The organism is Enterobacter sp. RCC_40 (genome assembly GCF_041360735.1).
GTDB lineage: Bacteria > Pseudomonadota > Gammaproteobacteria > Enterobacterales > Enterobacteriaceae > Enterobacter > Enterobacter ludwigii.
Genome location: NZ_JBFUPR010000002.1, coordinates 25,281 through 50,452, shown reverse-complemented (window position 1 = coordinate 50,452; position 25,172 = coordinate 25,281). Strand labels below are relative to the sequence as shown.

Genomic DNA, 25,172 nt, shown 5'->3' with positions numbered 1-25,172 from the left:
CATGTTTGTCAAATACAACAAAAATTGTATTTAATAATAGGAGGTCATAATTTCAACTCTTACAAGGTATTAAAAATGTCTCTCGCAGCACGCTTCAAAGCCCGCCGTCTCGAACTCGGAATGACACAAACAGAAGTCGCAAACTCTGCGGGGGTTAGCCAGCAATCAATTGAGTCTATAGAAAGCGGACGCACCCGAAAACCTCGTAACCTTCTCGATCTGGCTAAAGCACTGAAATGCAGCCCGGACTGGCTTTTGAACGGTAAAAACATAATGCCGCTCGCTGAAATCAGCACCAGAAGAATTCCTGTATTGAGCTACGTTCAAGCGGGCTGCCTTACCGAAGCAAGAGACGTTACCGACCTCACAGGAGAGCTTGAATATGTTCTGGCGGATGCAGACGTGCCTGAAACATGCTTTGCGCTTCGCATCGATGGCGACAGCATGCAACCGGAGTTTAAAGAAGGCGATATCGTCATCATCGACCCGGACCTGTGCCCTACTCCAGGAGAATTCGTGGTTGCCAAGAACGGCGGCCATGAGGCCACATTCAAAAAATACCGCCCGTTGGGGATAGGTGTTGATGATTTCGAACTGGTACCACTTAACCCAGACTATCCGGTTTTACGTAGCGCTGATATGAAGCTGCAGATCATAGGGGTCATGATTGAGCACCGCATTTACCGTCGTAAACGTTGAAATCCTGCCTTCTAAGGAGGGCGGCAGAGCCCTCCACCCACCTATCTTGTAAAATCTTACAAACTAAATTCATTTAAATATCAATAACGTGGTATTCCCACGCCAATAAATACCACATTTGTGGTTTACACAATACAACTCAAATTGTAGATTTAAGCCCAAGAAGTAATCGCTCTTTAAAAAACAGAACCGCGTGACAGGTAAGCCGCTGTGCTCCTGGCAAAACGAAATGGCACCCGATGGGATCGAGGTAAGCGCCGAGTCCGTATGCGTACGGTAAGCGTAGAGGAACCCGCCGCGGCGAGCTGACAAGTCACGCAAGTTGAACGCCCCGATGATGGGGCGAAGTGAACTTATCAAGCGTCTCTCAGGCGCTTCATTAAGTCCATTGCATTGCTGTGTGTAGTCTTTGCCCCTCGCAAGAGGGGCTCTTTTTTGGAGCACTACCGATGAAACCTGAACACCTCCACCGGCTGACGGGGCGCGATGTGCTCCGCTGGCGCCGCAAACATTTCGACATTATCACCGGTCTGGCCCTCGCTACTGCGTTCGGCCTGGCTATTACCTTCATTCTCCTTGTAGCGAGGACCGCAGTATGAGCTTAGAAACAAATCTGGAACTAAATAACCAGCTGGTAACCCGTAACAACGAACTGCTAGAACGCCTTATCACCGCACTGGCCTCTGGCGTACCTCTCCGCGCGGACACCGTGGCGCAGGTACAGGAATACCGCGAAACGGTACCAGAAACCAAAGCTGAAAATACCGTTATCCGCAAGGTTACTCTGGATGATCTGGAGTTCAGCGACATTATCGCCCTGGCTGCTTTCTACCCTGAGCCGCAGGAGCTCAGCGAAACGATGGTCCGGCGCGTTGTTGATTACCGCGACGCTGAAGGCGATAAGCGCGTTGTGCAGATCGACGGCCTGGACAGCGCCCTGCAGGGAGTTAAACGAGCAGGTCATTTGAACAAGCCAGCATTACTTGACCTGTCACGTAACATCCTGCGCTTCTGGGACGATTTACCAACCATCGCGGCACGCCGTGATTTTGCAGAGCGTTTACTGGACGCACCAGCCGACGGCCGTCATGAAGTGAAGCCGAAAACCAGCGGTAAGGATGAAGAACGCACCGGGCCCTTCTACTGCAAAAATGTCGATGGCTCCGCCGCCAGCGAGCTTCACACCTTACGCAAGCTGAACGAACTGCTTAAAAAGGGCCATATCGAAATCACCAAAGTTGAATACCTCCAGCTGCAGGAAGATTTTGCGCGTAAAAACGCGGCAAAAGGTGGTACCGAAACGGGTGATGATGCAGGAGTTAATGCAGGCGCGCAGACCGATTTTGCGGCGCTGCGTAAACAGGCCGAAGGAATGATCCTCCAGCTGGCGAAAGGTGGTTACCGTGCCGAAGCGGTGGCGATTCTGGAAAAACAGGGTGCCAAAAAACTTGGCGAAGTTGCTGACGAGAACCTCGCAGACGTGATCGCTCAGGCTGAAAAAGCGCTGGAGGGTTAATTATGCCAGACGTTCATGCACGACTTTCCCCATCCTCAGCGCATCGTTGGATGCGCTGCCCCGGCAGTCTGGCGCTGGAAGCCACTCAACCAGACAAAGAAACGTCCTTCGCTTTAGAAGGTACCGCAGCGCACGCGCTTGCCGAAAAGGTGCTGCGAAACCGCCAGAGCCACCCGGAACACTATGCAGGTTGTAACGTTGCGATGTTCCTCGGCTCCTATCCTCTTGCTGAGCACCCGGATGATACCTCCGGCCCGCAGGTAGACGAGGAAATGGTCGAAGCCGTTGGCCGCTACGTCGATACGGTCTGGGCGCTGTCGCAGGGCAATGAGCTGCTGGTCGAGCAGCGTGTCGACTTCTCTCACATCGTGGGCGTAGACGAGTCCTTTGGTACCGCCGACGGGGTAATCATCGCAGGCAACGAGCTGCAAATCCACGACCTGAAATACGGTAAGGGTGTACGGGTCGACGCTGAGCAGAACGAGCAGCTGCAGCTGTATGCTCTGGGCGCGCTCGAACAGTTCAGCATGCTGTACGACTTCGAGACGGTGCGCCTGTTCATCCACCAGCCACGGCTTAACCACGTTTCTGAGTGGGCCCTGACGGTGGAAGAACTCCAGGCGTTCGGCGAACGGGCGCAGGAAGCGGCCGCCAGTGTAATCGTGATGTTCAATATTGCCGATTGCGAAGGCGTCGAAACCCTGCCGCTGGAAAACTTCACCCCCGGTGAAAAACAGTGCCGATTCTGTAAGGCAAAAGCCGTCTGCGCTGCTCAGAAAATGCAGCACATGCAAACTGCTGCAAGCGATTTCGAAGACCTGACAAAACCGGTCGGTGAAATCATCGCTGATGCCAGCTCCCGCGTACCGCTTCTGAGCATCGAGGAACTGGCGGAGATTTACAGCCAGGCCGATGCTATCGAATCGTGGCTAAAGGCTGTGCGCGACCGGGTGAACAGTGAGCTGAACGCCGGGCATTCGGTACCGGGGTTTAAGCTGGTGACAGGCAAACAGGGTAATCGTGCCTGGAGTGATGAAGAAGCCGCCCGCGCGCTGCTGAAAGACCAGTTCCGCTATAAAACTGAGGAGGTTTTCGACCTTAAGCTGATTAGCCCGACAAAAGCCGAGAAGCTCATTAAAAAGGCCAGCCCTCGCCGCTGGACGAAAGTCGAAGCGCTGATCACCCGTGCTGACGGTAAGCCTACCGTCGCCCCCGAATCCGACCCGCGCCCAGCGCTCAATATCAACCCTGTTAACGATTTCGACGACGTGTCCGACGACGCGCTCGCCGCTGACCTCATCTGATTAAGGAAATACCCATGAAAATCAAACTGAACAACGTCCGCCTGGCCTTCCCTGCTCTGTTCGAAGCAAAAACCGTGAACGGCGAAGGCGACCCGCGCTTCTCTGCTGTTTTCCTGATGGATCCGAAACATCCACAACTGGAAGAAATCCGCAAAGCGCTGAAACAGGTAGCGAAGGAAAAGTGGGGCGAGAAGTGGGAAACCATTTACGGCCAGCTGGAGAAAAAGCTCAACCTCTGCCTGCATGATGGTGACGAGAAAGCCGAATACGAAGGCTTCCCTGGCAACTTCTTCCTGAATGCTGCCAACAAAGCGCGCCCGGCGGTCATCGATCGCGACCGTTCTCCACTCATCCAGGCTGATGGGCGTCCATATGCTGGCTGCTACGTCAACGCGGTGATCGACATCTGGGCGCAGGACAACAACTTCGGCAAACGCGTTAACGCATCGCTGGGCGGCGTCCAGTTCCTGCGCGACGGTGACGCATTCGCTGGCGGCGGTGTTGCAGCGCCGGACGACTTCGACGACATCAGCGAGGGCGCTGACGCCGACACGTTGATTTAAAAAAAAAATATATAACTACGCCTTCTGTTGAGTAGGAGGCGTAGTTAAATCTGAAGTTATAACATCGAGTTTCTGCCGTTTAATTCTACCAACTTCATAATTATAACTTTCCTCCATTTCTTTTTTAATTTCATCCGCAGACTTTAATTCAACCTTGAAATATTTTTCGGCCCAAATAAGCCAATTAATTCTATTTTTAACCTTTACATTAAGCTGTCTATAAATCTTAATTGATTCCTCTCGCTGTTTTTGATATTTGAGAAATTTCTCCAGAGAAACAGGAACACCGCTAATAGAACAGATTTCAACCCCATTTTTCTTTGCATAAGACCAATGAGTATTATAAACGGTGTCAATCATCGCTAAAGCTCGCTGACAATCTTCCAGCATAATCCAAAATCTGGCATTAACAATCTTCTTTTCAATAGTAATTAGTATGAGGTGATCTCGGATGACTAACGCCAAAGGCATTAGTATATAAACACCTAAAAACCCCAAAGCAGCCATGAGAATTGTAGAAAAGGATATTGTTAATTCCATTATAAAACTCCAAAGGTTAGACATGAACAATATACTATGGGGCGACCTGGAAACCTATTGCGAAATACCCATCACGAACGGCACCCATGCTTATGCGGAAGGCGTCGAAGTGATGCTGTTTGCCTGGGCCGTCGGCGACGAGCCGGTTAGCGTCTGGGATCTGACTGCTGGCGAAACTATCCCCGGCAGGCTTCAGAAGGCTATCGCAGACCCCGACACCCTGCTTTATTTCCACAATTCGCACTTCGACCGCACGGTGCTGAGCCATGCAATACCGCGTCTGGCCCCCGACGTAACACGATGGCGCGACACAATGGTGCAGGCGCTTGCGCACGGCCTCCCCGGCGCGCTGGGAGCACTCTGCGAGGTGCTCGGTGTCCCGCAGGACAAGGCGAAGGACAAAGAAGGTAAAGCACTTATCCAGCTGTTCTGTAAACCCCGGCCAAAGAACAGCAAATTGCGTCGGGCCACCAGCAAAACCCACCCGGAAGAATGGCGGCGCTTTGTTGCTTACGCCGGGCTGGATATCGAGGCTATGCGCGAAGTGCATAAGCGCCTGCCGAAGTGGAATTATAAGGGCGCAGAGCTGGCGCTCTGGCATCGCGACCAGCAGATCAACGACCGCGGCGTCTGCATGGATGTGCAGCTCGCGCAGGCAGCGATCGAGGCGGTAGACCTCGAGCAAAAACGCCTGGCAAAGCGTACGCAGGTAATGACCGACGGCGAAGTGCAGGCGGCCACGCAGCGTGATGCGCTGATTAAGCACATTGTTGAATCTTACGGTGTGGAGCTGCCGGACATGCAGCGCAGCACGCTGGAGCGCCGTATGGCGGATCCTGATTTGCCGTCGGCGGTGAAAGAGCTGCTGGCTATTCGCCTGCAGGCCAGCACCACCAGCACCAGTAAGTACAAATCTCTGATGAAGGGTGTGAGCAGTGACGGGCGTCTGCGCGGCACGCTGCAGTTCTGTGGCGCATCGCGAACCGGGCGCTGGGCCGGGCGGCTGTTCCAGCCCCAAAACCTGCCCCGCCCTTCTCTTGAGCAGGACCAGATAGACGAGGGCATCGAGGCGCTGAAAGCCGGATGCGCCGATCTGCTGTTCGATAACATCATGGAGCTGACCAGCTCAGCGCTGCGCGGCTGCATCATGGCACCAGAAGGCAAAAAGCTGGTGGTTAGCGACCTGTCGAATATCGAAGGGCGAAAACTTGCCTGGCTTGCCGGCGAGCAGTGGAAACTGGACGCGTTCCGGGATTACGACGAGGGGACTGGGCCGGACCTGTATAAACTTGCCTACGCCCGCGCCTTCAATATCTCGCCGGACGATGTTGATAAATACCAGCGTCAGATAGGCAAGGTGATGGAGCTGGGCCTCGGCTTTGGTGGTGGCGTTGCGGCGTTTATTACCTTCGCCCTGGTCTATGGCCTCGACCTTGACGAGCTGGCGAACGCCGCGCTGCCGAACATTCCCCGCGATGTCATCCGTGAGGCGAAAAGCTGGTACGACGAATCGGTTAAACGTAAGGCGACCTACGGCCTGTCTGAGCGTGTATTCATCGCGTGTGACTCGCTTAAACGCCTGTGGCGCAGAGCCCACCCGGCAACCTGCGATTTCTGGTACGAGCTCGAGCGCACCGTCCGCGCCGCAATAGCCACACCGCAAAAAACGCTGTACTGCGGTTATCTGAAAGTCCGCCGTGATGGTGCATGGCTGCGCATCCAGCTGCCATCCGGGCGCGCACTCTGCTATCCGTCCCCGTCCATCGAGAAGGGGAATATCACCTATCAGGGCGTTAACTCCTACTCGCGCAAATGGCAACGGCTCAAAACCTACGGCGGAAAGCTGGTGGAAAACGTCACTCAGGCGGCCGCCCGCGACGTTCTGGCCGGAAACATGCCGCTGATCGAGGATGCCGGTTACAGCATTGTGCTGACGGTACACGATGAGGTGATAACCGAAGCGCCGGACACTGACGATTTCAACGACAAAGCGCTCTCCGCGCTGCTCTCCATTAACCCCGAATGGGCACCCGATATCCCGCTGAACGCTGGCGGATTTGAGGCGTACCACTACCGTAAGGATTAATCGCAATGGCTGTAATAAAAACGCATACCGGAACGGTTATTACCCGCACCGGTGAAAAGCAGGTGCAACTGCATCAAAACCCCACAACGTGGGTGGCTGGCCCAAAAGAGTATTACTACAAAGACACTGGCCGCCGCGGTGGTGCCGTCGGCGTCCGTACTCGTCTGGTGCTGAGCAGCATCCGCCCGATCGAACCCGTAGAAGGATAACCCCATGTCATTTAAATATCGGGACAGTCCACTTTATTACCGGACTGCGCGGGAGGCTTTGCGCCTTGAGCAGTCCGGTGAATATGACCGGGCGGCGAAAGTCTGGTCCAAAGCCAACCGTGAATCACGTAACGAACTGAATCAGGACTGGAGCGAACGCCGGTCTGATTTTTGTCTGATGCAGAACATGCGCGAAAAGCGTAAGGCGGTAGACGATGCCTAACATCGATAATAAAGGGTGGGGTTTTCCCGCCCTGTCGAAAAAAGCGCATTTCTTTAATTCGGGGGAAGCCATATCTCTATGCAGTAAATGGATGTTCACCGGCATCAGGATTGACGAATGGCATGAACACCCTGAGAACTGCGCCACCTGCATGAAGAAACGCAAAAAGCAGGAAGGTGAAAAATAATGGCCTACGAGCGTGAAAGCCTTATCGAAAAGCACCTCGTCGCAGAAGTGAAAAAGGCTGGCGGGGTCGCCTTTAAGTTTGTGTCTCCCGGCCGCCGTTCGGTACCGGATCGGATTGTCCTGCTACCCGGCGGCCGCCTCATTTTCGTTGAATGTAAAGCACCAGGCAAATCACCACGCGCCGACCAGCTGCGCGAGCACGGACGCCTGCGCTCGCTGGGCTTTACCGTGGTGGTACTGGACAGCAAAAATTTGGAGGGGATTTTATGATCCCCTCACCCTTTTTGCTCTCTCTTAAACTTAGCTGCTTTTAAAAAGCATATTTTTAACTGTTGTGTTTCTTTGGCACTTAAAGGAGTAAGTTTTCCCTCAACTCCTTCAACACTCAAATATTGTGCACTATTTTTTCTACAGTTTCCCAAAACAAACTTACCATTATAGTTTTCTATAATATACGCATTATACTTTTGAGAATAAAAAAATGGTTCATCTGATGTGTAAGCCCAAGCCCAGCCAAGAATAGACGGAAGAACTGCTACAGATACGAAAAGCATAACTCCGTGGCTTTTGTTTATAATCTTTAACCTTTTTCTAATGAACATAGAAAAAGCTTTAACTCCTACCACGCTGAAAAAGCCTAAAAGTAAGGCTTGGGTGACAACATCCCCTTTAGCATTCTCGTAAAGATACGAACTCCCACCGTATAAATACATCGTCCAGTAAGAAAGTAGTGAGGCTAGTATGAAGAAAAAGACATACACCCACACTGGTATTTTTTCTTGTTCTGTATCTATATGCAACAAAGCTACTAATGTAAAAAGCAAACCCACTGCGATAACTGAAAATTTAACTATTTCCGCAACACCAATAGAAATAAAAGTTACAGGAAACCCATAAAAATAGCTGTATCCTTTATAAAAAGAGAAGGCCATAAAATAAAGGGCAGCCAAAAGAACTGTTGTGAGTGATAAGTCTTTTACATTCATGTTGTTCGAAAGCACCTTTTGGATTCAGGAATTTATTCATGATAACTTTTAAACCACGGCCATACCAAGATCTAATCATCAACCACGAAATCGATATTCTCCGCTGCAACATCTGGGCGGGAATGGGTATGGGTAAAACTGTGGCGACGCTCACCACGCTGGAGGATCTCTTCATGGCGGGAGCGGAGACACAACCCGCGCTGGTTCTCGCGCCGCTGCGCGTGGCGGCCAGCACATGGCCGGATGAAGCGGTGAAATGGGGGCATCTGCGCAATATCGAGGTGCAGCCAATTGTCGGTAACGCCAAAGCGCGCGCCGCGGCGCTGGCGAACAGCAACGCGAGCGTGTTTACCATCAACTACGACAATCTGGTATGGCTGGTGGAAGAGCTGGGCGGACGCTGGCCGTTCGGTACTGTCATCCCCGATGAAAGCACGCGGCTGAAATCCTTCCGGCTGCGCGGAGGCGGTAAGCGCGCGGCGGCCCTGGGCAAAGTGGCGCATAAGCACGTCCGGCGCTGGATTAATCTCACCGGTACGCCAGCGCCGAATGGCCTGGTAGATTTGTGGGGGCAAGCGTGGTTTGTGGATCAGGGGCGGCGCCTCGGGCGCACTTACGGCGCGTTTACTTCTCGCTGGTTCAACTCAATTCAGTTTCCGGGGCAGAGCTGGACGAAGCTGGAGCCGTTCGCACACTCGCAGGACGAAATACAGCGCGCACTGGCCGACGTGACTATCTCCCTTGATGCCGCCGACTGGTTCGATATCAAAGATCCCATCCATAACGTGATCCGCGTGGATATGCCGCCGAAAGCACGCCAGCAGTATCGCGAAATGGAAAAGGAAATGTTCCTTGAGCTAAACGGCGAGGGCATCGAAGCGCCGAACGCCGCGGCAAAGACCGTGAAGTGTCTGCAAATTGCCAGCGGCGCGGTGTACACCGACGACGCCGGCAGCTGGTCAGAACTGCACGATGCGAAGCTGCAGGCGCTGGACAGTATTCTCACCGAAGCAGCTGGCGCACCGGTGCTGGTGGCCTACCACTGGAAACACGATCTTGAGCGCCTGCTTAAAGCATTCCCACGCGGTCGTCACCTCGACCAGGATCCGCAAACGCTGCGCGACTGGAACGCCGGAAAGATACCGGTGCTGTTCGCGCACCCGGCCAGCGCAGGCCACGGCCTGAACATGCAGGACGGCGGCAACATGCTGGTGTTTTTCTCGCACTGGTGGGATCTGGAGCAGTACCAGCAAATTATCGAACGCATCGGGCCAACCCGGCAGATTCAGGCCGGACATAACCGCCCGGTGTTTATCCACCACATTATCGCCGCCGACACGATGGACGAAATGGTGATGGAGCGGCGCAACTCAAAACGAACAGTGCAGGACATCCTGCTCGATGCCATGAAGAAGAGAGGTATAGCATGACACCGGTTATCTCTGACACTGACTTGATTAACATCAAAGAGGTTGAGCGCTCCGTTGGCCTGAAAAAATCCAGCATTTATGAGCGCATCAGTAATAACGAGTTTCCGAAGCCTAAGAAGCTCGGGAGCCGAACCTCCCGCTGGGTACGCGGCGAGGTCGAAGAGTGGAAAAAACAGTTTCTTTAAATCAAACGCAACTGGTCAATGTAATCCGCATACCACTGCATCATTTCCCGACGCCCTTCCATATACAGGGCATGGTTATAAACCCCGCGTATATTGTTCTTGTCCACGTGAGCGATCTGGAGTTCAACCCAGTCAGAGTTGAATCCTTTATCGTTCAGGATGGTGCTGAACGTATGCCGGAAGCCATGCCCTACTACCCTCCCCTTATACCCCAGTGTGTGGATCATCCTGTTTATTGTGTTCTCGCTCATGACCTTTGACGGGTCATTTCTTCCGGGGAACATATTCAGGTATCGACCCGTCAGGCCGTGCAGTTCTTTCAGCAAAATAACAAGCTGATCGGAAAGCGGTACCAGGTGCGGGCGATCCATCTTCATAAATTCGGCGGGTATCTCCCAGAGCCGATTATCGAAATCTACCCATTCCCATTTTGAATGCCGCAGTTCGTAAGTACGCAGCCCCGCCAGCATCATGATCTGCAACCCCAGCCGGGGCAGTGGGCTCCCCTTGTAACTCTCAAGCACCGCGAGAAAATCGGGTAGTTCCTCAGCCGTCAGGAACGGGAAGGACTCTCCTTTATGCCCGGTCATTGCGCTGTTCAGTTCGCTGACTGGGTTATACTTCGCGCGCCCGGTCGCAACTGCATAGCTGAATACCTCACCACACCACCGGCGCGTTTTGGCTGCTTTCTCGGTTGCGCCGCGATTCTCAATTTTACGCAGCGCCGTCAACATCTGGACCGGTTCGATTTCAGCAACTGGCAGCTTACCCACTGCCGGGAAAATATCTTTGTTGAATGCTTCGAGAATGTCAGAGGCATAGCCAGGCGACCAGCGCGGCTTCTTGAATTCGTGCCATTCTGTAGCAATCTCTTTAAACGTGATTGCCTTTGCTGCCGCAGCTGCGGCATGGCTTTTGACTTTTACTGGGTCAACACCTGCCGCAACGTTACGCCGGGCCTCATCCCGCTTTTCCCGAGCGGCCGCCAACGAAACAGCCGGGTACACACCGAGCGCCAGCATCTTTTCTTTACCGGCGAAGGTATAGCGATAGCGCCAGTATTTCGCCCCGCTGGTTTTCACCAGCAGGATAAGCCCGTTACCGTCTGGCAGCTTATAGTCTTTCTCGGCAGGCTTTGCCGTCTCGACCTGTCGCGCGTTTAGTTTCATAGGTACCCGCCTCAAACTCAGATACCCGATTATGTACCCGTTTTAAATTTGGATTGCAACGGTGAAAGGTGGATAAAGGCGGACAAACAAAACAGCCAAGGCCGCGAAAAACAAGTAAAAATGGACGATTGGGGATGGTGCTGGTTGAAATGATGGTGCCGATAATAGGAGTCGAACCTACGACCTTCGCATTACGAATGCGCTGCTCTACCAACTGAGCTATATCGGCCCTGAAAGGCCGGTTACGAGCGTAACCACGGGGCAAAAGGTTAAATCTAACCGGGTGATGCGTCAATGCCCTTTTGAATCAAACGGCTATTTTTGCATCACCCATGATTATTTACGCACGAATCGTATCATCACCGAAGCCGATCCACTTGTAGGTGGTCAGTGCTTCCAGGCCCATCGGGCCTCTTGCATGCAGTTTTTGCGTGCTGACAGCAACTTCTGCGCCCAGGCCGAACTGGCCACCGTCGGTGAAGCGGGTTGAGGCATTCACGTACACGGCGGAGGAGTCCACCTCATTCACAAAGCGATCGGCATTGCGCAGGGTACGCGTCAGAATCGCATCCGAGTGCTGGGTACCATGTTCACGGATGTGAGCAATGGCATCGTCAAGGCTCGCAACCACCTTCACGTTCAAATCCAGCGACAAAAACTCGTCGTCGTACTGTTCCGCTTTCACCGGTACCACCGTCGCCGGGCCGTCTTTCAGCAGTGCCAGCGCGTTGGCATCCGCGTGCAGCGTCACGCCGCTTTCGGCCATCTGTTTGCTCAGCGCAGGCAGGAAGGTGTTGGCGATGCCCTGATGCACCAGCAGCGTTTCAACCGTATTACAGGTGCTTGGACGCTGGGTTTTGGCATTGACGATAATCTTCAGCGCCGGTTCAATCTCGGCACTGTCATCGACCACGATATGGCACACGCCGATACCGCCCGTGATCACAGGAATGGTCGACTGCTCACGGCACAGCTTGTGCAGGCCCGCGCCACCGCGTGGGATCAGCATGTCGATGTATTTATCCATGCGCAGCATCTCGTTCACCAGCGCACGGTCCGGGCTCTCGATTGCCTGTACGGCACCTGCTGGCAGGCCGCACTCTTCCAGCGCCTGCTGGATAACGTTTACGGTCGCGGCGTTGGTACGCCAGGTCTCTTTCCCGCCACGCAGAATGGCAGCGTTGCCGGTCTTCAGGCACAGGGAAGCGACATCAACCGTAACGTTGGGACGGGCTTCATAGATCACGCCAATCACGCCCAGCGGCACGCGACGACGCTCAAGGCGCAGCCCGCTGTCGAGCAGCCCACCATCAATGACCTGACCTACCGGATCGGCAAGATTGCAGACCTGGCGGACATCGTCAGCGATGCCTTTCAGACGTGCCGGGGTCAGCGCCAGGCGGTCGAGCATTGCTTCGCTCAGGCCATTGCGACGCGCTTCCAGCAGATCCTGCTCGTTGGCGAGCAGAATCTCCTGCGACTGCGATTCCAGATAATCAGCGATTTTTTCCAGCACGCGGTTTTTCTCGCGGCTGGAAAGGAGCGCCAGTTTGTAAGAGGCGGCCTTCGCGGCTGCGCCCATTTGTTCCAGCATTTTCTGGCTCCTTAACGAATAATCATGTCATCACGATGCACGGCAACCGGGCCATATTCATAACCCAGAATGGCGTCAATCTGCTGTGAATGGTGACCCGCAATACGGCGCAGGGCATCGCTGTTGTAGCGGCTTACGCCGTGGGCGATGTCACGACCTTCGAGATTACGGATACGGATCACTTCACCACGTGAGAAGTTGCCTGTCACGCTTTTAATTCCTTTAGGAAGTAATGAGCTCCCTCTTTCCAGAATTGCGGCGGTCGCCCCTTCATCAACGGTGAGTTCGCCTGCCGGCGGTGCGCCAAAGATCCAGCGTTTACGGTTCTCCAGCGGGGAGGCCTGCGCGTGGAAGCGGGTTCCCACGGAGATGCCTTCCATCACGTCGCCAATCACGCCTGGACGGCTGCCCGCGGCAATGATGGTGTCGATACCGGCACGGCATGCCACGTCAGCAGCCTGCAGCTTGGTCCCCATCCCGCCGGTCCCGAGGCCTGAAACGCTGTCACCTGCGATGGCGCGTAGCGCATCGTCGATACCGTGTACATCGGTAATCAGTTCAGCATCTGGATTTGAACGCGGGTCGGCGGTGAAGAGCCCCTGCTGGTCGGTCAGGAGCAGTAATTTATCAGCGCCTGCCAGAATTGCGGCCAGCGCCGAGAGGTTATCGTTATCACCCACTTTGATTTCAGCGGTGGCAACGGCATCGTTTTCGTTAATGACGGGAACGATGTTGTTATCCAGCAGCGCGCGCAGCGTATCGCGCGCGTTCAGGAAACGCTCCCGGTCTTCCATATCCGCACGCGTCAGCAGCATCTGCCCGACGTGGATGCCATAGATAGAAAACAGCTGTTCCCAGAGTTGAATGAGTCGGCTTTGTCCCACGGCGGCCAGCAGCTGTTTCGAGGCGATCGTCGCGGGGAGTTCGGGGTAACCCAGGTGTTCACGCCCGGCGGCAATCGCCCCGGAGGTCACAATTACAATACGATGCCCTGCGGCATGCAACTGAGCGCACTGACGTACAAGCTCAACAATGTGGGCGCGATTAAGGCGGCGCGATCCGCCTGTTAAAACACTGGTACCGAGTTTTACCACCAGCGTCTGGCTGTCACTCATGATTCTCTGCCGTTCAACGATAAGGGAAAATGATGTCAAACGAACGTTTTAACAGGTGTCAGCCCCGTTGCCAACTGCCTTAGCACATCGCGAAACACTTTGTTGCGCGGGATCAGGAAGCGTAGCGGCAAAATTTGACAGTTTTATTACCGAAATAATAAATCACAGTTTTTTAAAATTATTCTTAATTTGTCATAAAAGTTTCATTGCGTAACGTTAAAACCCTTTCTGTTTTTTCACGGGACTTAAGCATGAGCTTATCGTCCAGCGAATTTTTTTAGCGCGTTTATAAGACAGGATCGAAAATGAAAAAGAGCACACTGGCATTAGTGGTAATGGGCGTTGTGGCTTCCGCATCTGTACACGCAGCCGAAGTTTATAATAAAAACGGTAATAAACTGGACGTATACGGCAAAGTTAAAGCAATGCACTACATCAGCGATGATGATGCTAAAGATGGTGACCAGACTTACGTCCGTTTCGGTTTTAAAGGTGAAACACAGATTAACGATCAGCTGACGGGCTATGGCCGTTGGGAAGCTGAATTTGCCGGTAACAAAGCAGAAAGCGACTCTACACAGAAAACGCGTCTGGCGTTTGCTGGTCTGAAACTGAAAGACATTGGCTCTCTGGATTACGGTCGTAACCTGGGTGCGCTGTACGACGTTGAAGCCTGGACCGATATGTTCCCTGAGTTCGGAGGTGACTCTTCAGCCCAGACTGATAACTTCATGACCAAACGTGCGAGCGGTCTTGCCACCTACCGTAACACCGACTTCTTCGGTGCGGTTGATGGCCTGGATATGACCCTGCAGTATCAGGGCAAAAACGAAAACCGCGACGTCAAAAAACAGAACGGTGACGGTTTCGGTACCTCTCTGACCTATGACTTCGGTGGCAGCGACTTCGCCGTCAGCGGTGCCTACACCAACTCTGACCGTACTAACGCACAAAACCTGCTGACGCGCGGTGAAGGTAAAAAAGCAGAAGCATGGGCAACCGGTCTGAAATATGACGCTAACGATATTTACCTGGCTGCGATGTACTCTGAAACCCGCAATATGACCCCAATTTCGGGTGGTTTTGCGAATAAGGCTCAGAACTTTGAAGTTGTTGCACAATACCAGTTCGATTTCGGTCTGCGTCCGTCCCTGGGTTATGTCCAGTCTAAAGGCAAGGATATCGAAGGTGTGGGTGACGAAGATCTGGTGAAATACATCGACGTGGGCGCGACCTATTATTTCAACAAGAATATGTCCGCGTTTGTTGATTATAAAATCAACCAGATTGATGACGACAATAAACTGGGCGTGAGCAGCGATGACATCGTTGCTCTGGGTATGACCTACCAGTTCTGATATTGTTGAAATAAAAAATCCCGGCGCAGATGCCGGGATTTTTTTTGCCTGGAGGGGGTCGGGTTTACTGCCCTCACCCCATCCCTCGCGAAGAGAGAGAGAAATATCGCGATTACGCCGTCAGCTTAACCGCTTCGCTGGAAAAGTTATCCGCGGGTTCAAGCTTCAGATCCAGGGTGGCCAGCAGTGCTCTTGCCTTTTCGAGGTACTCTTTCAAAGTATGCTCCAGGCGGTCGATCACTTCCTGGTCTTTGATTGGGGCTGTTTGCCAGTAGCCGTCTTTATTAAACAGGCCGAACTGGTAGCTATACGTAAAACGTTTTTCTTCCGCTTCCATTTCCATCCACCAGCCCCAGAATTCACGTTTTTCGGGTGCAGGCTTCACGTTGACGCATACAGCCAGGCAGTCGAAAAAAAAGCGATTTTCTTCACACTGCTCTTCTCGAATATACGGGCCGAGAGCCATAAACTTCTTGATCAGTCTACTTTTCGGGTGTCCACTCGGTAACGTCATTGCGATCTCCTTTTGTGAAGCCACTGTTTTACCAAACCAGCAAAATTTAGCAATCTATTAACACAATCTCTGCGCGATCCAGCGTGTGATCTCTCTCAATGCTTTGTCAAAATTCTGGTACACCGGGCTGAACGGTACCTCAAGCAATTTGCCATCCGCAGATGACGAAGTGATTAAGCGTGACTCCTCTTCGGGACTGAAGGGATCGTTTTTCCAGTACCCTGACATCATCGGCGTAGGGCAACGCCGTCCCAGCAACCCCTGCGTTTTTAGGGAGTAACGATTGAGTTCAACGCGCAGCGCTTCGTCTGATGCATCATGCATGCCAAGGCGACTGGCCAGCACATCAAGGTACATTTCCGGCACGCGGCCCTGCCGGGTCGGATCGCTGAGCAGAGCGTGCACCACCGGACCGAGACAGGCGACGGCCTTCAGGCGTGAAGCTTCAAGGTAAGCCAGACGCACGGCGACGTTGGCGCCAAAGCGGAAGCCAAATGCAGCAACACGCGTGTGGTCAACCCATGGAATGTTTTCCAGCGCTTTTAATGCATGCTGGTGCAGAAGACTCGAGTCCTGAGTCAGTTTCCATTTGGATGAAAAGCCAATTGAGGGCATATCCAGCGTCAGCATCGCGATCCCTTTTGGTGCGAAGTAACGCTCATACAGGCTGTAATAGTCGATTTGCAGTGAATCCAGCCCGCCGCACATCAGAACGGTCGGGAACGGGCCTTCGCCTTCTGGCATATGCAGGAACCCGGTGATGGGCGCGCCACCCGGGATGGTAAATTCCAGCTCGCGCATCCGGCCCGGTAAGCGTTGAGCGGCCTCTTCGTAGGCGCGATTCGCCAGCGCCTGAGCCTGCTCGGCCAGCTCATCACCTTTCAAATGCGGGTATGCGGCAATAGCATAGAGGTTGGCTGCATGCAGCCAGTGTTTGCCGCTGAGCGTGGCGTCCTCTTCCTGGCTGGCTTTTTGCTGCCAGAGCATCGCCTGTTTAGACCATTCGTAGATCCAGTTTCCCCCGCGATAACCCACGACCGTATCGTAGAGTTCACTGTCGGTGCGCTCAGCTTCGCTCATCACGATACGCGCCTGCACATCAAGGATTTCACGGGGATCAATACCGCGCCAGATCCACATCAGACGGTTAATCATGCGGTACCAGTGGGGCACGTTTTTACCGTCTAATGCAGACTGGACGGCAGGCATGGTCCCCGGATTAAACCGGCGCACCAGCGTCGACGTTTCAGGATGTTTGAAACGGGGTTTGAAGAGAGTCTCGGTGAGATTCGCCTGCGTCATTACGTTGCCTCCATGAATACGTCATATAGAGACCATTGTAACGCGCGTCAGACTAAAAAAAACAACGCCCGGTATCACCGGGCGTTAAATAAGTGCGTAAGAGAATTAACGACCAGAGATTGGCGGTACGAATACCACGCCCATATCCCATGGCTGTTCAATCCAGGTATCCTGAGGGATATCAATCACGTAATCGTCAACCAGCGGACGGCCTGCTGGCTTCGCGAAGATGGTGACGAAGTGGGCTTTTGGATACATTTCGCGGATAGCCACCGCGGTACCGCCGGTATCAACCAGGTCGTCGATAACGATGAAGCCTTCACCGTCGCCTTCCGCACGTTTCAGCACGGTCAGCTCACGCTGGTTGTCATGGTCATAGCTGGAGATGCATACGGTATCGACATGACGAATACCCAGCTCACGTGCCAGCAGCGCCCCCGGTACCAGACCGCCACGGCTGACGGCAATAATGCCTTTCCACTGTTCGGAAGGCATCAGACGCGCAGCCAGTTTGCGTGCGTGAATCTGCAACATGTCCCAGGTGACGACGTATTTTTCGCTCATGTGAAGTGTCCCAGCCTGTTTGTATACGGCTTAAAAAGTGTTCGAGGGGGAAATAGGTTGCGCGAGATTATAGAGATCTGACGCACTAAAAACCAGTGTTTAGCGCCCGGAGCCTGAGTTTTTACATGCTTTATGCTACCAGCCACCGGAGAAAGTGGTATTCTCAGTTGCATCTCGCAAGCCTGTCTTGTGGTAACTATTAACCTGCTAACCCTGTGACCTGCAACTCGCTTTGCAGGGCATCGACAAGGAGACTTATCGTGTCTGAACTGTCTCAATTATCTCCACAGCCACTGTGGGATATTTTTGCCAAAATCTGTTCCATTCCCCACCCTTCCTACCATGAAGAACAGCTTGCCGAACATATTATGGGCTGGGCGAAGGAAAAAGGTCTGCATGCTGAACGCGACCAAGTTGGCAATATTCTGATCCGCAAACCGGCGACCGCAGGCATGGAAAACCGTAAACCGGTTGTGCTGCAGGCGCACCTGGACATGGTTCCACAGAAAAACAACGACACCGTTCACGACTTCACCAAAGACCCTATCCAGCCTTACATCGATGGCGACTGGGTGAAAGCGCGCGGCACGACCCTTGGTGCAGATAACGGCATTGGTATGGCGTCTGCTCTGGCCGTCCTGGCGGACGACAGCGTTGAGCACGGTCCGCTGGAAGTGCTGCTGACCATGACGGAAGAAGCAGGCATGGACGGCGCGTTCGGTCTGCAGGCGAACTGGCTGCAGGCGGACATTCTGATCAACACCGACTCTGAAGAAGAGGGTGAGATCTACATGGGCTGCGCCGGCGGGATTGATTTCATCACGACCCTGCCACTGTCCCGCGAAGCGATCCCTGCTGGTTTCCAGACCTTCAAGCTGACGCTGAAAGGGCTGAAAGGCGGCCACTCCGGTGGTGATATTCACCTGGGTCTGGGCAACGCCAACAAACTGCTGGCACGCTTCCTGGCTGGCCACGCGGCTGAGCTGGATCTGCGTCTGGTGGATTTCAACGGCGGCACACTGCGCAATGCCATTCCGCGTGAAGCCTTCACGACCGTGGCAGTACCCGCTGCAAAAGCTGACGAGCTGAAAAAGCTTTCCAGCGTGTATCTGGATATCCTGAAAAACGAACTGTCAGCGAAAGAGAAGAACCTGACCGTGGTGCTGGAGTCCGTGACTACCGACAAAGCGGCGCTGACCTCCCCGTCTCGTGACGCCTTCGTTCAGCTGCTGAACGTGACGCCAAACGGCGTGATTCGTAACTCAGACGTCGCGAAAGGCGTGGTTGAAACCTCCCTGAACGTGGGCGTGGTCACCATGAGCGATGACAGCGCGGAGATCATCTGCCTGATCCGCTCGCTTATCGACAGCGGTAAAGAGTATGTGGTGAGCATGCTGGAGTCTCTGGGTAAACTGGCGGGTGCGCACACCTCCGCAAAAGGTAGCTACCCAGGCTGGCAGCCGGATGCCAGTTCGCCGGTGATGGCGCTGGTGCGAGAAACTTACCAACGTCTGTTCAACAGTACCCCGAACATTCAGGTGATCCACGCCGGTCTGGAGTGTGGTCTGTTCAAGAAACCGTATCCGAACATGGACATGGTGTCTATCGGGCCAACCATTACCGGTCCGCACTCGCCGGATGAGCAGGTTCATATTGAAAGCGTGGGTCATTACTGGACTCTGCTGACTGAACTGCTGAAAGCGATCCCTGCTAAGTAATTCGCCGTATGATGCCCGGTAGCGCGTTGCCTGCCGGGCTGACAAATCCGCCTGCTATAACCCCAATACCAGCTGCCGCTCCAGTTGCGGGTCCAGCAGCGTCACGTGTAACCCCACCAGCCTCACTCCCCGCCCTGCCCGCCGTTCTTCCCAGGCTTTTCTCGCGGTGGCGATAAGATCGTCTTTATTCAGTCGCGGCCAGACATGCTCCTGCGTCGTCTGCTGGAAATCATTGAACTTCAGCTTAACGCCCTGACGGGCAATCAGCAGATCGGGTTTTACTTTCGCTAACCGCCGCTCCAGTTCGGGATAAAGTTGGTCAGTGATAATGACTTCACACTCGGACCAGTCATGGATGTCTTCCATCAGCGTGCGTTCAACCCCGACCGATTTACGCAGCCGCTCACTGCTCACGCTGCGCTCATCAATTCCCTGACTGCGCTCCCACAGCACGCGACCAAACTTACCGAAACGCTTAAGCAGCATGGCCAGATCGCTTCGCTGTACATCTTCACAGGTCCGTAATCCCATACTTTCCAGCTTTGCAGCAGACACTTTCCCCACGCCGGGGATTTTGCCGAGCGGCAGCGTTTTTAAAAACGCCGGAACCTCTTCCGGAGTGATGACGTACTGACCATCGGGTTTATTCAAATCAGACGCTATTTTGGCGAGAAATTTCACCGGTGCGACGCCCGCGGAAGCGGTCAGATTTAGCTCGTTGAAGATAGTCCGGCGGATCTCCTGCGCCATTAACGTTGCGGAGCCGTGGCAGTGCAGGCTGTCAGTGACATCCAGGTAGGCTTCGTCCAGTGACAGAGGTTCAATCAGCGAGGTATAGCGAGAGAAGATCTCGCGGATATGCAGGGAGGCTTCTTTGTAGGCTTCAAATCGGCCGGGCAACAGCGTGAGATGAGGGCACAGCTTTAGCGCCATGGCAGTTGGCATAGCGCTGCGCACGCCAAATTTGCGCGCAGGGTAGTTGGCGGTGCTGATCACACCGCGCTGGACACGGCTACCGCCAATCGCAATAGGTATATCCCGCAGCGCCGGATTATCACGCATCTCCACTGCGGCAAAAAAGCAGTCCATATCGACATGGATTATTTTGCGCATAGTAAGCCCTCACTCATCACTGGATAAGTATACAGTAAAGAAATGAGAGTTGAGAAGTGTGTTTCCCCTCTCCTCCAGGAAGAGGGGAAACACCGGACTCACTACAGGATCCGCCGGGCCTCGCGCGCCATGCGTTTTTTACGGGCGTCGCAGGGTTCGGGGCAGTCGCACACTTTTTCCATCCCGAGCGCGGAGATACCACCACAGCTGCCCTGAATGCTTTTACGCTTTATGATCCAGCCCAGAGACATGCCGAGTACAACAAGCAAAAAAACCGCGAAAGTTGCCAGAAACGTCAGCATCATCACCCCCCGAAGTCATCCAGCAGGATGTTCTCATCTTCCACACCCAGATCTTTTAGCATCTTAATGACTGCAGCGTTCATCACTGGCGGCCCACACATGTAAAATTCGCAATCCTCTGGCGCAGGATGCTGCTTGAGGTAGTTTTCATAAAGCACGTTGTGGATGAACCCCGTGTGACCGGTCCAGTTATCTTCCGGTTGCGGATCGGAGAGGGCCACATGGAAGGTGAAGTTTGGGTTTTCACGCGCCAGTTGCTCAAACTCATCATCATAGAACATCTCTCGCAACGAGCGTGCCCCGTACCAGAAGCTGATTTTGCGCTTGCTCCCGAGGCGCTTGAGCTGGTCAAAAATGTGCGAACGCATCGGTGCCATGCCCGCGCCACCACCGATAAAGACCATTTCAGCCTCGGTCTCTTTAGCAAAGAACTCGCCAAACGGACCGGAGATGGTCACCTTATCTCCCGGTTTCAGGGACCAGATATACGACGACATGACGCCCGGGGGTGCATCAGGCACATTCGGCGGCGGCGTGGCGATACGTACGTTGAGCATAATGATGCCCTTCTCGTCCGGGTAGTTGGCCATTGAGTAGGCGCGAAGCGTCGGTTCTTTAACGTCAGACACAAAACGGAAAAGATTGAATTTGTCCCAGTCGGCACGGTACTCATCCGGAACGTCGAAGTCCGCATACGCCACGGTGTGATCCGGGCACTCAATCTGGATGTATCCCCCTGCCCGGAACGGAACATCTTCCCCTTCCGGCACGCGAAGCTTCAGCTCTTTAATGAAAGTCGCTTTGTTATCGTTAGAGATAACTTCGCACTCCCATTTTTTGACCCCGAAGATCTCTTCCGGCAGCTCAATTTTCATGTCCTGGCGCACCGCGACCTGGCAGGCCAGACGGCAGCCCTCTTTCGCCTCACGCTTCGTGATATGCGCCAGCTCAGTGGGCAGAATATCCCCGCCCCCCTCTTTCACCGTGACGCGGCACTGACCGCAGGAGCCACCGCCACCGCAGGCTGAGGAGACAAAGATCCCGTTGCCGGAGAGCGTATTGAGCAGTTTATCCCCCGCCGGCGTGCGGATCTGGTTTTGCGGCTCACCGTTGATATCAATCACCACGTCGCCGGAATTCACCAGCTTCGCGCGTGCCGCCAGAATCAGCCCTGACAACACCAGTACAATCAGCGTGAACATCACCACGCCAAGAATAATTTCCATCTGTTAGCCCTTATAGCTGCACACCGGAGAAGGACATAAAGCCCAGCGCCATCAGCCCGGTGGTGATAAAGGTGATCCCTAAGCCACGTAAACCCGCAGGCACATTGGCATATTTCATTTTTTCGCGGATCCCCGCCATGGTGACGATAGCCAGCATCCAGCCGATGCCGGAGCCGAAACCATACACAACGGATTCACTGAAGTTGTAATCACGCTGAACCATAAACGAGACGCCACCAAAGATGGCGCAGTTCACCGCGATCAACGGCAGAAAAATCCCCAGCGCGTTGTATAGCGACGGGAAATACCTGTCGAGGATCATCTCCAGGATTTGTACCAGCGCTGCAATCACACCGATAAAGGTGATGAAGTTCAGGAAGCTGAGATCGACACCGTCTACCAGCGCACCGTCGCGCAGCACAAAGTTGTACACCAGGTTGTTAATCGGTACAGATAAGCCGAGCACCACCGTGACCGCAACACCCAGACCAAACGCCGTCGATACCTTTTTGGAAACGGCAAGAAACGTACACATGCCCAGGAAAAACGCGAGTGCCATGTTTTCAACAAACACCGCGCGCACAAATAAACTCAGGTAATGAGCCATCGTCGGTTACTCCTTTTCCTGCTGTTCGGGCTTCAGGGTACGAATCAGCCAGATCAGCAAACCGATAATGAAAAATGCGCTTGGGGCCAGCAGGAAGAGTCCGTTTGGCAGATACCAGCCGCCGTTTTGTACCGTGTCCAGCACCGTGACGCCAAACAGCTTACCGCTGCCGATCAGCTCGCGCAGGAACCCAACGATCAGCAGGATAACGCCGTAACCGAGACCGTTACCGATCCCGTCCATAAAGCTCGCCAGCGGAGGCATTTTCATCGCATAAGCTTCGGCACGCCCCATCACGATGCAGTTGGTGATAATCAGACCGACAAACACCGAGAGCTGTTTTGACGTTTCATACGCGAAAGCGCGCAGAAGCTGATCGACCACGATCACCAGCGACGCGATGATCGCCATCTGCACAATGATCCTCACGCTATTCGGGATGTGGTGGCGAATCATGGAGATAAACATGCTGGAAAATGCCGTCACCAGCGTGACCGCGACGGTCATGACCAGCGCGGTTTCCAGTTTTGTCGTGACCGCCAGCGCCGAACAGACTCCCAGCACCTGTAAGGTAATAGGGTTATTCGCCAGTAGCGGGCCAATGAGCACCTTTTTGACTTCTTTCAGTTCACCCGTATCAGCCATTGTTCAGCGCTCCTTCACGTACGTTTTTCAGGAAAGGACCAAAGCCCAGCTCGCCCATCCAGAAATCAAAACTGTGCTGCACCCCTTTTGACGTGAGCGTTGCCCCGGAAAGCCCATCTACGGCATATTCGTCACCCGGACGCGCAGCCCCTTTCATCACCTTCAGGGCAGGCAGGCCGTTATCGTCGAGCACTTTCTTGCCGACAAACTGCGCGCGCCAGTTAGGGTTTTCAACCTCACCGCCGAGCCCTGGCGTTTCGCCCTGGTCATAATAGGTAATCCCTTTCACCGTGCGACCATCCGTATCGAGTGCCACAAAGGCGTACATCATCGACCACAGCCCGTTGCCGTATATCGGCAGCACGACCTCCTGCACCCGCTTCTGCTCATCGCGCACAAGGTAAATTTCGGCGAGGTTACTGCGACGCTTGATGCCAGCGGGATCTTGCGATGCCTCCAGCGTCAGGCTCATCTGAGGGTCTTTCAGTGCCAGTGCCTGGTTAAATTTCGTCGGGTCTTTATCCAGCAACTGGCCGGTTTTTAAATCCACCAGACGCGCCGAAATGCGCTCCGCGAAGAGTTCAGCCACGTCGTCTGTACTCATCCCTTCCTGCATTAACCCTGCCACAGCCAGGATGTTGCGTTGTTTATCCAGCGCACGCTGCTCCTGTTGCCGTGGTTTTAACCCCACGGCAGAGCCAGCCACGACAATGGAACAGACCAGGCAAAGGACCAGCACCACCAGCAGCGTTTTGCCGATGCTGTCGTTATTTTTGCTTTCAGCCACGCGCTTTCCTCCGCTTAATGTTGGCGCGCACGACCAGATAGTCGAAGAGCGGCGCAAACAGATTGGCAAACAGAATGGCCAACATCATCCCTTCCGGATAAGCCGGGTTGACCACACGAATCAGGACACACATCGCACCAATGAGCACGCCATAGCTCCATTTACCTTTGTCGGTAAAGGACGCAGAGACAGGATCGGTGGCCATGAACATCATGCCGAAAGCGAACCCACCCAGCACCAGATGCCAGTACCAGGGCATGGAGAACATCGGGTTGGTGGCGGAACCGATGAAATTAAACATCGTGGCTGTTAACACCATGCCAATCATTACCCCTGCGACAATGCGCCACGACGCGACGCGTCCGAAGAGAATGATGGCGCCACCGAGTAAAATCATCAGCGTGGAAACTTCCCCAACAGAGCCGGGAATGTTGCCAATAAAGGCATCCAGCCAGGTCACGGGTTGGCCCGTGGCGTTGTTAACCAGCGTTTCGCCCCCGTGCGCGGCCCACTGCGAAAGCGGCGTCGCACCCGAGAACCCATCCGCGGCCGTCCACACCAGGTCGCCAGAGATTTGCGCCGGATACGCAAAGAACAGGAAAGCTCGCCCGGCCAGCGCCGGGTTGAGGAAGTTGCGCCCGGTGCCACCGAAGATCTCCTTGGCAATCACCACGCCAAAACTGATCCCCAGTGCCGCCTGCCAGAGCGGCAGCGTCGGTGGAACAATCAGGGCAAACAGAATCGACGTCACGAAGAAGCCTTCGTTGATCTCATGTTTGCGAATGATGGCGAACAGCACTTCCCAGAAGCCCCCCACGATAAACACCGTGATGTAGATTGGCAGGAAGAATACGGCTCCCAGCGTCATCATGCTTATCCAGCCGGCATCGGCTGCAAAGCTGACGCCCAACGTCTGGGCCAGGCGGTAGTGCCAGTCCGACTGGATAACCTGAGCCAGCTGTGGGGCATCATATAAATGATGCAGCGCCGGAATGGTCTGCAGACCAACGTTGTACATACCCCAGAACATGGCCGGGAAGACCGCAAACCAGACCAGAATCATCATTCGTTTGAGGTCGATAGCATCGCGGACGTGTGCCGCCCCTTTTGTGACCAGTCCCGGCGTATAGAAGATGGTCGCCGTTGCTTCATACAGCGGGTAGTACTTCCTGAGCTTCCCGTGCGTAAAGTGCGGCTCTATTTTTTCAAAGAGGTGTTTTAAGCCCATCAG

General features: G+C 54.0%; 27 protein-coding genes and 1 tRNA gene. 12 read left to right on the top strand and 16 right to left on the bottom strand.

The features are described 5' to 3' along the window. Nucleotides 1–75: 75 nt before the first annotated feature. The 4 genes from AB6731_RS08290 (at nucleotide 76) to AB6731_RS08275 (ending at nucleotide 4,082) form a co-directional block, all read left to right on the top strand. A complete protein-coding gene (locus AB6731_RS08290; protein WP_111969790.1) occupies nucleotides 76–699 on the top strand; it encodes a LexA family transcriptional regulator in 624 nt (207 codons plus the stop codon). 595 nt (nucleotides 700–1,294) lie between these two features. Next, on the top strand, nucleotides 1,295–2,215 hold the full coding sequence (locus AB6731_RS08285) for a hypothetical protein (protein ID WP_371006152.1): 921 nt from the start codon (nucleotides 1,295–1,297) through the stop codon (nucleotides 2,213–2,215). 2 nt (nucleotides 2,216–2,217) lie between these two features. Continuing rightward, the gene (locus tag AB6731_RS08280) at nucleotides 2,218–3,519 is read left to right on the top strand and encodes a DUF2800 domain-containing protein (RefSeq protein ID WP_371006150.1); all 1,302 of its coding nucleotides are present in this window, start codon (nucleotides 2,218–2,220) and stop codon (nucleotides 3,517–3,519) included. A 14-nt stretch (nucleotides 3,520–3,533) separates the two neighbouring features. After that, nucleotides 3,534–4,082: a DUF2815 family protein gene (locus tag AB6731_RS08275; protein WP_129693993.1), complete on the top strand. Its 549-nt coding sequence runs from the start codon at nucleotides 3,534–3,536 to the stop codon at nucleotides 4,080–4,082. Between the two features lie 15 nt (nucleotides 4,083–4,097). Here AB6731_RS08275 and AB6731_RS08270 read toward each other — a convergent pair whose 3' ends face one another. Next, nucleotides 4,098–4,622, bottom strand: coding sequence for a hypothetical protein (locus AB6731_RS08270; RefSeq protein WP_371006148.1), 525 nt, complete (start codon nucleotides 4,620–4,622; stop codon nucleotides 4,098–4,100). A gap of 22 nt (nucleotides 4,623–4,644) precedes the next feature. Between AB6731_RS08270 and AB6731_RS08265 the strand changes: the two genes are divergently transcribed. The 4 genes from AB6731_RS08265 (at nucleotide 4,645) to AB6731_RS08250 (ending at nucleotide 7,596) form a co-directional block, all read left to right on the top strand. Then, nucleotides 4,645–6,708, top strand: a complete 2,064-nt coding sequence (locus tag AB6731_RS08265; RefSeq protein WP_371006146.1) for a DNA polymerase — start codon at nucleotides 4,645–4,647, stop codon at nucleotides 6,706–6,708. Nucleotides 6,709–6,713: 5 nt separating this feature from the next. Continuing rightward, nucleotides 6,714–6,917 (top strand): hypothetical protein, encoded by a 204-nt coding sequence (locus AB6731_RS08260; RefSeq protein ID WP_070518152.1) that lies wholly within the window; start codon nucleotides 6,714–6,716, stop codon nucleotides 6,915–6,917. A gap of 4 nt (nucleotides 6,918–6,921) precedes the next feature. Continuing rightward, complete coding sequence (locus AB6731_RS08255; RefSeq protein ID WP_058685317.1) at nucleotides 6,922–7,140, top strand: ANR family transcriptional regulator; 219 nt, start codon at nucleotides 6,922–6,924, stop codon at nucleotides 7,138–7,140. A 186-nt stretch (nucleotides 7,141–7,326) separates the two neighbouring features. Next, nucleotides 7,327–7,596: a VRR-NUC domain-containing protein gene (locus tag AB6731_RS08250; protein WP_371006145.1), complete on the top strand. Its 270-nt coding sequence runs from the start codon at nucleotides 7,327–7,329 to the stop codon at nucleotides 7,594–7,596. A 5-nt stretch (nucleotides 7,597–7,601) separates the two neighbouring features. On the opposite strand, the gene AB6731_RS08245 is transcribed toward AB6731_RS08250, so the two are convergent. Next, on the bottom strand, nucleotides 7,602–8,312 hold the full coding sequence (locus tag AB6731_RS08245) for a hypothetical protein (protein ID WP_371006144.1): 711 nt from the start codon (nucleotides 8,310–8,312) through the stop codon (nucleotides 7,602–7,604). A gap of 38 nt (nucleotides 8,313–8,350) precedes the next feature. On the opposite strand from AB6731_RS08245, the gene AB6731_RS08240 reads away from it, so the two are divergent. Continuing rightward, nucleotides 8,351–9,742: an SNF2-related protein gene (locus AB6731_RS08240; protein WP_371006143.1), complete on the top strand. Its 1,392-nt coding sequence runs from the start codon at nucleotides 8,351–8,353 to the stop codon at nucleotides 9,740–9,742. Next, the gene (locus AB6731_RS08235) at nucleotides 9,739–9,927 is read left to right on the top strand and encodes an AlpA family transcriptional regulator (protein WP_000189281.1); all 189 of its coding nucleotides are present in this window, start codon (nucleotides 9,739–9,741) and stop codon (nucleotides 9,925–9,927) included. Before AB6731_RS08240 ends, AB6731_RS08235 begins: the two co-directional genes overlap by 4 nt. Here AB6731_RS08235 and AB6731_RS08230 read toward each other — a convergent pair. The 4 genes from AB6731_RS08230 to proB all read right to left on the bottom strand — a co-directional run bounded on the left by AB6731_RS08230 (nucleotide 9,924) and on the right by proB (nucleotide 13,805). Continuing rightward, nucleotides 9,924–11,096: a tyrosine-type recombinase/integrase gene (locus AB6731_RS08230; protein WP_371006142.1), complete on the bottom strand. Its 1,173-nt coding sequence runs from the start codon at nucleotides 11,094–11,096 to the stop codon at nucleotides 9,924–9,926. The two genes, AB6731_RS08235 and AB6731_RS08230, sit on opposite strands and share 4 nt — an antisense overlap. Nucleotides 11,097–11,249: 153 nt before the next feature. Next, nucleotides 11,250–11,325: transfer RNA gene (locus tag AB6731_RS08225), tRNA-Thr, on the bottom strand. Nucleotides 11,326–11,436: 111 nt separating this feature from the next. Further along, nucleotides 11,437–12,690, bottom strand: coding sequence for a glutamate-5-semialdehyde dehydrogenase (gene proA / locus AB6731_RS08220; RefSeq protein ID WP_014168771.1), 1,254 nt, complete (start codon nucleotides 12,688–12,690; stop codon nucleotides 11,437–11,439). Nucleotides 12,691–12,701: 11 nt separating this feature from the next. Further along, a complete protein-coding gene (gene proB, locus AB6731_RS08215; protein ID WP_020882782.1) occupies nucleotides 12,702–13,805 on the bottom strand; it encodes a glutamate 5-kinase in 1,104 nt (367 codons plus the stop codon). Between the two features lie 305 nt (nucleotides 13,806–14,110). Here proB and phoE point away from each other — a divergent pair, with 305 nt between their 5' ends. Continuing rightward, nucleotides 14,111–15,163, top strand: a complete 1,053-nt coding sequence (phoE, locus tag AB6731_RS08210; RefSeq protein WP_020882783.1) for a phosphoporin PhoE — start codon at nucleotides 14,111–14,113, stop codon at nucleotides 15,161–15,163. 112 nt (nucleotides 15,164–15,275) lie between these two features. Here the strand turns inward: phoE and crl are convergent, their stop codons facing one another. The 3 genes from crl to gpt all read right to left on the bottom strand — a co-directional run bounded on the left by crl (nucleotide 15,276) and on the right by gpt (nucleotide 17,543). Beyond that, a complete protein-coding gene (gene crl, locus AB6731_RS08205) occupies nucleotides 15,276–15,677 on the bottom strand; it encodes a sigma factor-binding protein Crl (protein WP_020882784.1) in 402 nt (133 codons plus the stop codon). 57 nt (nucleotides 15,678–15,734) lie between these two features. Beyond that, nucleotides 15,735–16,979: an esterase FrsA gene (gene frsA / locus AB6731_RS08200; RefSeq protein ID WP_068795178.1), complete on the bottom strand. Its 1,245-nt coding sequence runs from the start codon at nucleotides 16,977–16,979 to the stop codon at nucleotides 15,735–15,737. Between the two features lie 105 nt (nucleotides 16,980–17,084). Beyond that, entirely contained in the window at nucleotides 17,085–17,543 is a 459-nt protein-coding gene (gene gpt, locus AB6731_RS08195) for a xanthine phosphoribosyltransferase (protein WP_010427903.1), read from the bottom strand. A gap of 260 nt (nucleotides 17,544–17,803) precedes the next feature. Here gpt and pepD point away from each other — a divergent pair, with 260 nt between their 5' ends. Continuing rightward, on the top strand, nucleotides 17,804–19,261 hold the full coding sequence (pepD, locus tag AB6731_RS08190; RefSeq protein ID WP_063858385.1) for a cytosol nonspecific dipeptidase: 1,458 nt from the start codon (nucleotides 17,804–17,806) through the stop codon (nucleotides 19,259–19,261). Nucleotides 19,262–19,315: 54 nt separating this feature from the next. Here the strand turns inward: pepD and dinB are convergent, their stop codons facing one another. The 7 genes from dinB to AB6731_RS08155 form a co-directional block, all read right to left on the bottom strand. Then, nucleotides 19,316–20,374 (bottom strand): DNA polymerase IV, encoded by a 1,059-nt coding sequence (gene dinB, locus AB6731_RS08185; protein ID WP_014168765.1) that lies wholly within the window; start codon nucleotides 20,372–20,374, stop codon nucleotides 19,316–19,318. 101 nt (nucleotides 20,375–20,475) lie between these two features. Next, entirely contained in the window at nucleotides 20,476–20,679 is a 204-nt protein-coding gene (gene nqrM / locus AB6731_RS08180) for a (Na+)-NQR maturation NqrM (RefSeq protein ID WP_020882787.1), read from the bottom strand. Continuing rightward, nucleotides 20,679–21,902: an NADH:ubiquinone reductase (Na(+)-transporting) subunit F gene (gene nqrF / locus AB6731_RS08175; protein WP_020882788.1), complete on the bottom strand. Its 1,224-nt coding sequence runs from the start codon at nucleotides 21,900–21,902 to the stop codon at nucleotides 20,679–20,681. The genes nqrM and nqrF overlap by 1 nt, the downstream gene beginning before the upstream one ends. 10 nt (nucleotides 21,903–21,912) lie before the next feature. Next, on the bottom strand, nucleotides 21,913–22,509 hold the full coding sequence (gene nqrE / locus AB6731_RS08170) for an NADH:ubiquinone reductase (Na(+)-transporting) subunit E (protein ID WP_014168762.1): 597 nt from the start codon (nucleotides 22,507–22,509) through the stop codon (nucleotides 21,913–21,915). Between the two features lie 6 nt (nucleotides 22,510–22,515). Beyond that, entirely contained in the window at nucleotides 22,516–23,154 is a 639-nt protein-coding gene (locus AB6731_RS08165; RefSeq protein ID WP_371006141.1) for an NADH:ubiquinone reductase (Na(+)-transporting) subunit D, read from the bottom strand. Next, on the bottom strand, nucleotides 23,147–23,941 hold the full coding sequence (locus AB6731_RS08160; RefSeq protein ID WP_113656548.1) for a Na(+)-translocating NADH-quinone reductase subunit C: 795 nt from the start codon (nucleotides 23,939–23,941) through the stop codon (nucleotides 23,147–23,149). The genes AB6731_RS08165 and AB6731_RS08160 overlap by 8 nt, the downstream gene beginning before the upstream one ends. Further along, nucleotides 23,934–25,169 (bottom strand): NADH:ubiquinone reductase (Na(+)-transporting) subunit B, encoded by a 1,236-nt coding sequence (locus AB6731_RS08155; protein WP_020882790.1) that lies wholly within the window; start codon nucleotides 25,167–25,169, stop codon nucleotides 23,934–23,936. Before AB6731_RS08155 ends, AB6731_RS08160 begins: the two co-directional genes overlap by 8 nt. Nucleotides 25,170–25,172: the final 3 nt, after the last annotated feature.

Bases quoted from the DNA above. Each gene is read 5' to 3' on its own strand.
- AB6731_RS08290 (WP_111969790.1), top strand. From the start codon at position 76: ATGTCTCTCGCAGCACGCTTCAAAGCCCGCCGTCTCGAACTCGGAATG.
- AB6731_RS08285 (WP_371006152.1), top strand. From the start codon at position 1,295: ATGAGCTTAGAAACAAATCTGGAACTAAATAACCAGCTGGTAACCCGT.
- AB6731_RS08280 (WP_371006150.1), top strand. From the start codon at position 2,218: ATGCCAGACGTTCATGCACGACTTTCCCCATCCTCAGCGCATCGTTGG.
- AB6731_RS08275 (WP_129693993.1), top strand. From the start codon at position 3,534: ATGAAAATCAAACTGAACAACGTCCGCCTGGCCTTCCCTGCTCTGTTC.
- AB6731_RS08270 (WP_371006148.1), bottom strand. From the start codon at position 4,622: ATGGAATTAACAATATCCTTTTCTACAATTCTCATGGCTGCTTTGGGG.
- AB6731_RS08265 (WP_371006146.1), top strand. From the start codon at position 4,645: ATGAACAATATACTATGGGGCGACCTGGAAACCTATTGCGAAATACCC.
- AB6731_RS08260 (WP_070518152.1), top strand. From the start codon at position 6,714: ATGGCTGTAATAAAAACGCATACCGGAACGGTTATTACCCGCACCGGT.
- AB6731_RS08255 (WP_058685317.1), top strand. From the start codon at position 6,922: ATGTCATTTAAATATCGGGACAGTCCACTTTATTACCGGACTGCGCGG.
- AB6731_RS08250 (WP_371006145.1), top strand. From the start codon at position 7,327: ATGGCCTACGAGCGTGAAAGCCTTATCGAAAAGCACCTCGTCGCAGAA.
- AB6731_RS08245 (WP_371006144.1), bottom strand. From the start codon at position 8,312: ATGAATGTAAAAGACTTATCACTCACAACAGTTCTTTTGGCTGCCCTT.
- AB6731_RS08240 (WP_371006143.1), top strand. From the start codon at position 8,351: ATGATAACTTTTAAACCACGGCCATACCAAGATCTAATCATCAACCAC.
- AB6731_RS08235 (WP_000189281.1), top strand. From the start codon at position 9,739: ATGACACCGGTTATCTCTGACACTGACTTGATTAACATCAAAGAGGTT.
- AB6731_RS08230 (WP_371006142.1), bottom strand. From the start codon at position 11,096: ATGAAACTAAACGCGCGACAGGTCGAGACGGCAAAGCCTGCCGAGAAA.
- proA (WP_014168771.1), bottom strand. From the start codon at position 12,690: ATGCTGGAACAAATGGGCGCAGCCGCGAAGGCCGCCTCTTACAAACTG.
- proB (WP_020882782.1), bottom strand. From the start codon at position 13,805: ATGAGTGACAGCCAGACGCTGGTGGTAAAACTCGGTACCAGTGTTTTA.
- phoE (WP_020882783.1), top strand. From the start codon at position 14,111: ATGAAAAAGAGCACACTGGCATTAGTGGTAATGGGCGTTGTGGCTTCC.
- crl (WP_020882784.1), bottom strand. From the start codon at position 15,677: ATGACGTTACCGAGTGGACACCCGAAAAGTAGACTGATCAAGAAGTTT.
- frsA (WP_068795178.1), bottom strand. From the start codon at position 16,979: ATGACGCAGGCGAATCTCACCGAGACTCTCTTCAAACCCCGTTTCAAA.
- gpt (WP_010427903.1), bottom strand. From the start codon at position 17,543: ATGAGCGAAAAATACGTCGTCACCTGGGACATGTTGCAGATTCACGCA.
- dinB (WP_014168765.1), bottom strand. From the start codon at position 20,374: ATGCGCAAAATAATCCATGTCGATATGGACTGCTTTTTTGCCGCAGTG.
- nqrM (WP_020882787.1), bottom strand. From the start codon at position 20,679: ATGATGCTGACGTTTCTGGCAACTTTCGCGGTTTTTTTGCTTGTTGTA.
- nqrF (WP_020882788.1), bottom strand. From the start codon at position 21,902: ATGGAAATTATTCTTGGCGTGGTGATGTTCACGCTGATTGTACTGGTG.
- nqrE (WP_014168762.1), bottom strand. From the start codon at position 22,509: ATGGCTCATTACCTGAGTTTATTTGTGCGCGCGGTGTTTGTTGAAAAC.
- AB6731_RS08165 (WP_371006141.1), bottom strand. From the start codon at position 23,154: ATGGCTGATACGGGTGAACTGAAAGAAGTCAAAAAGGTGCTCATTGGC.
- AB6731_RS08155 (WP_020882790.1), bottom strand. From the start codon at position 25,169: ATGGGCTTAAAACACCTCTTTGAAAAAATAGAGCCGCACTTTACGCAC.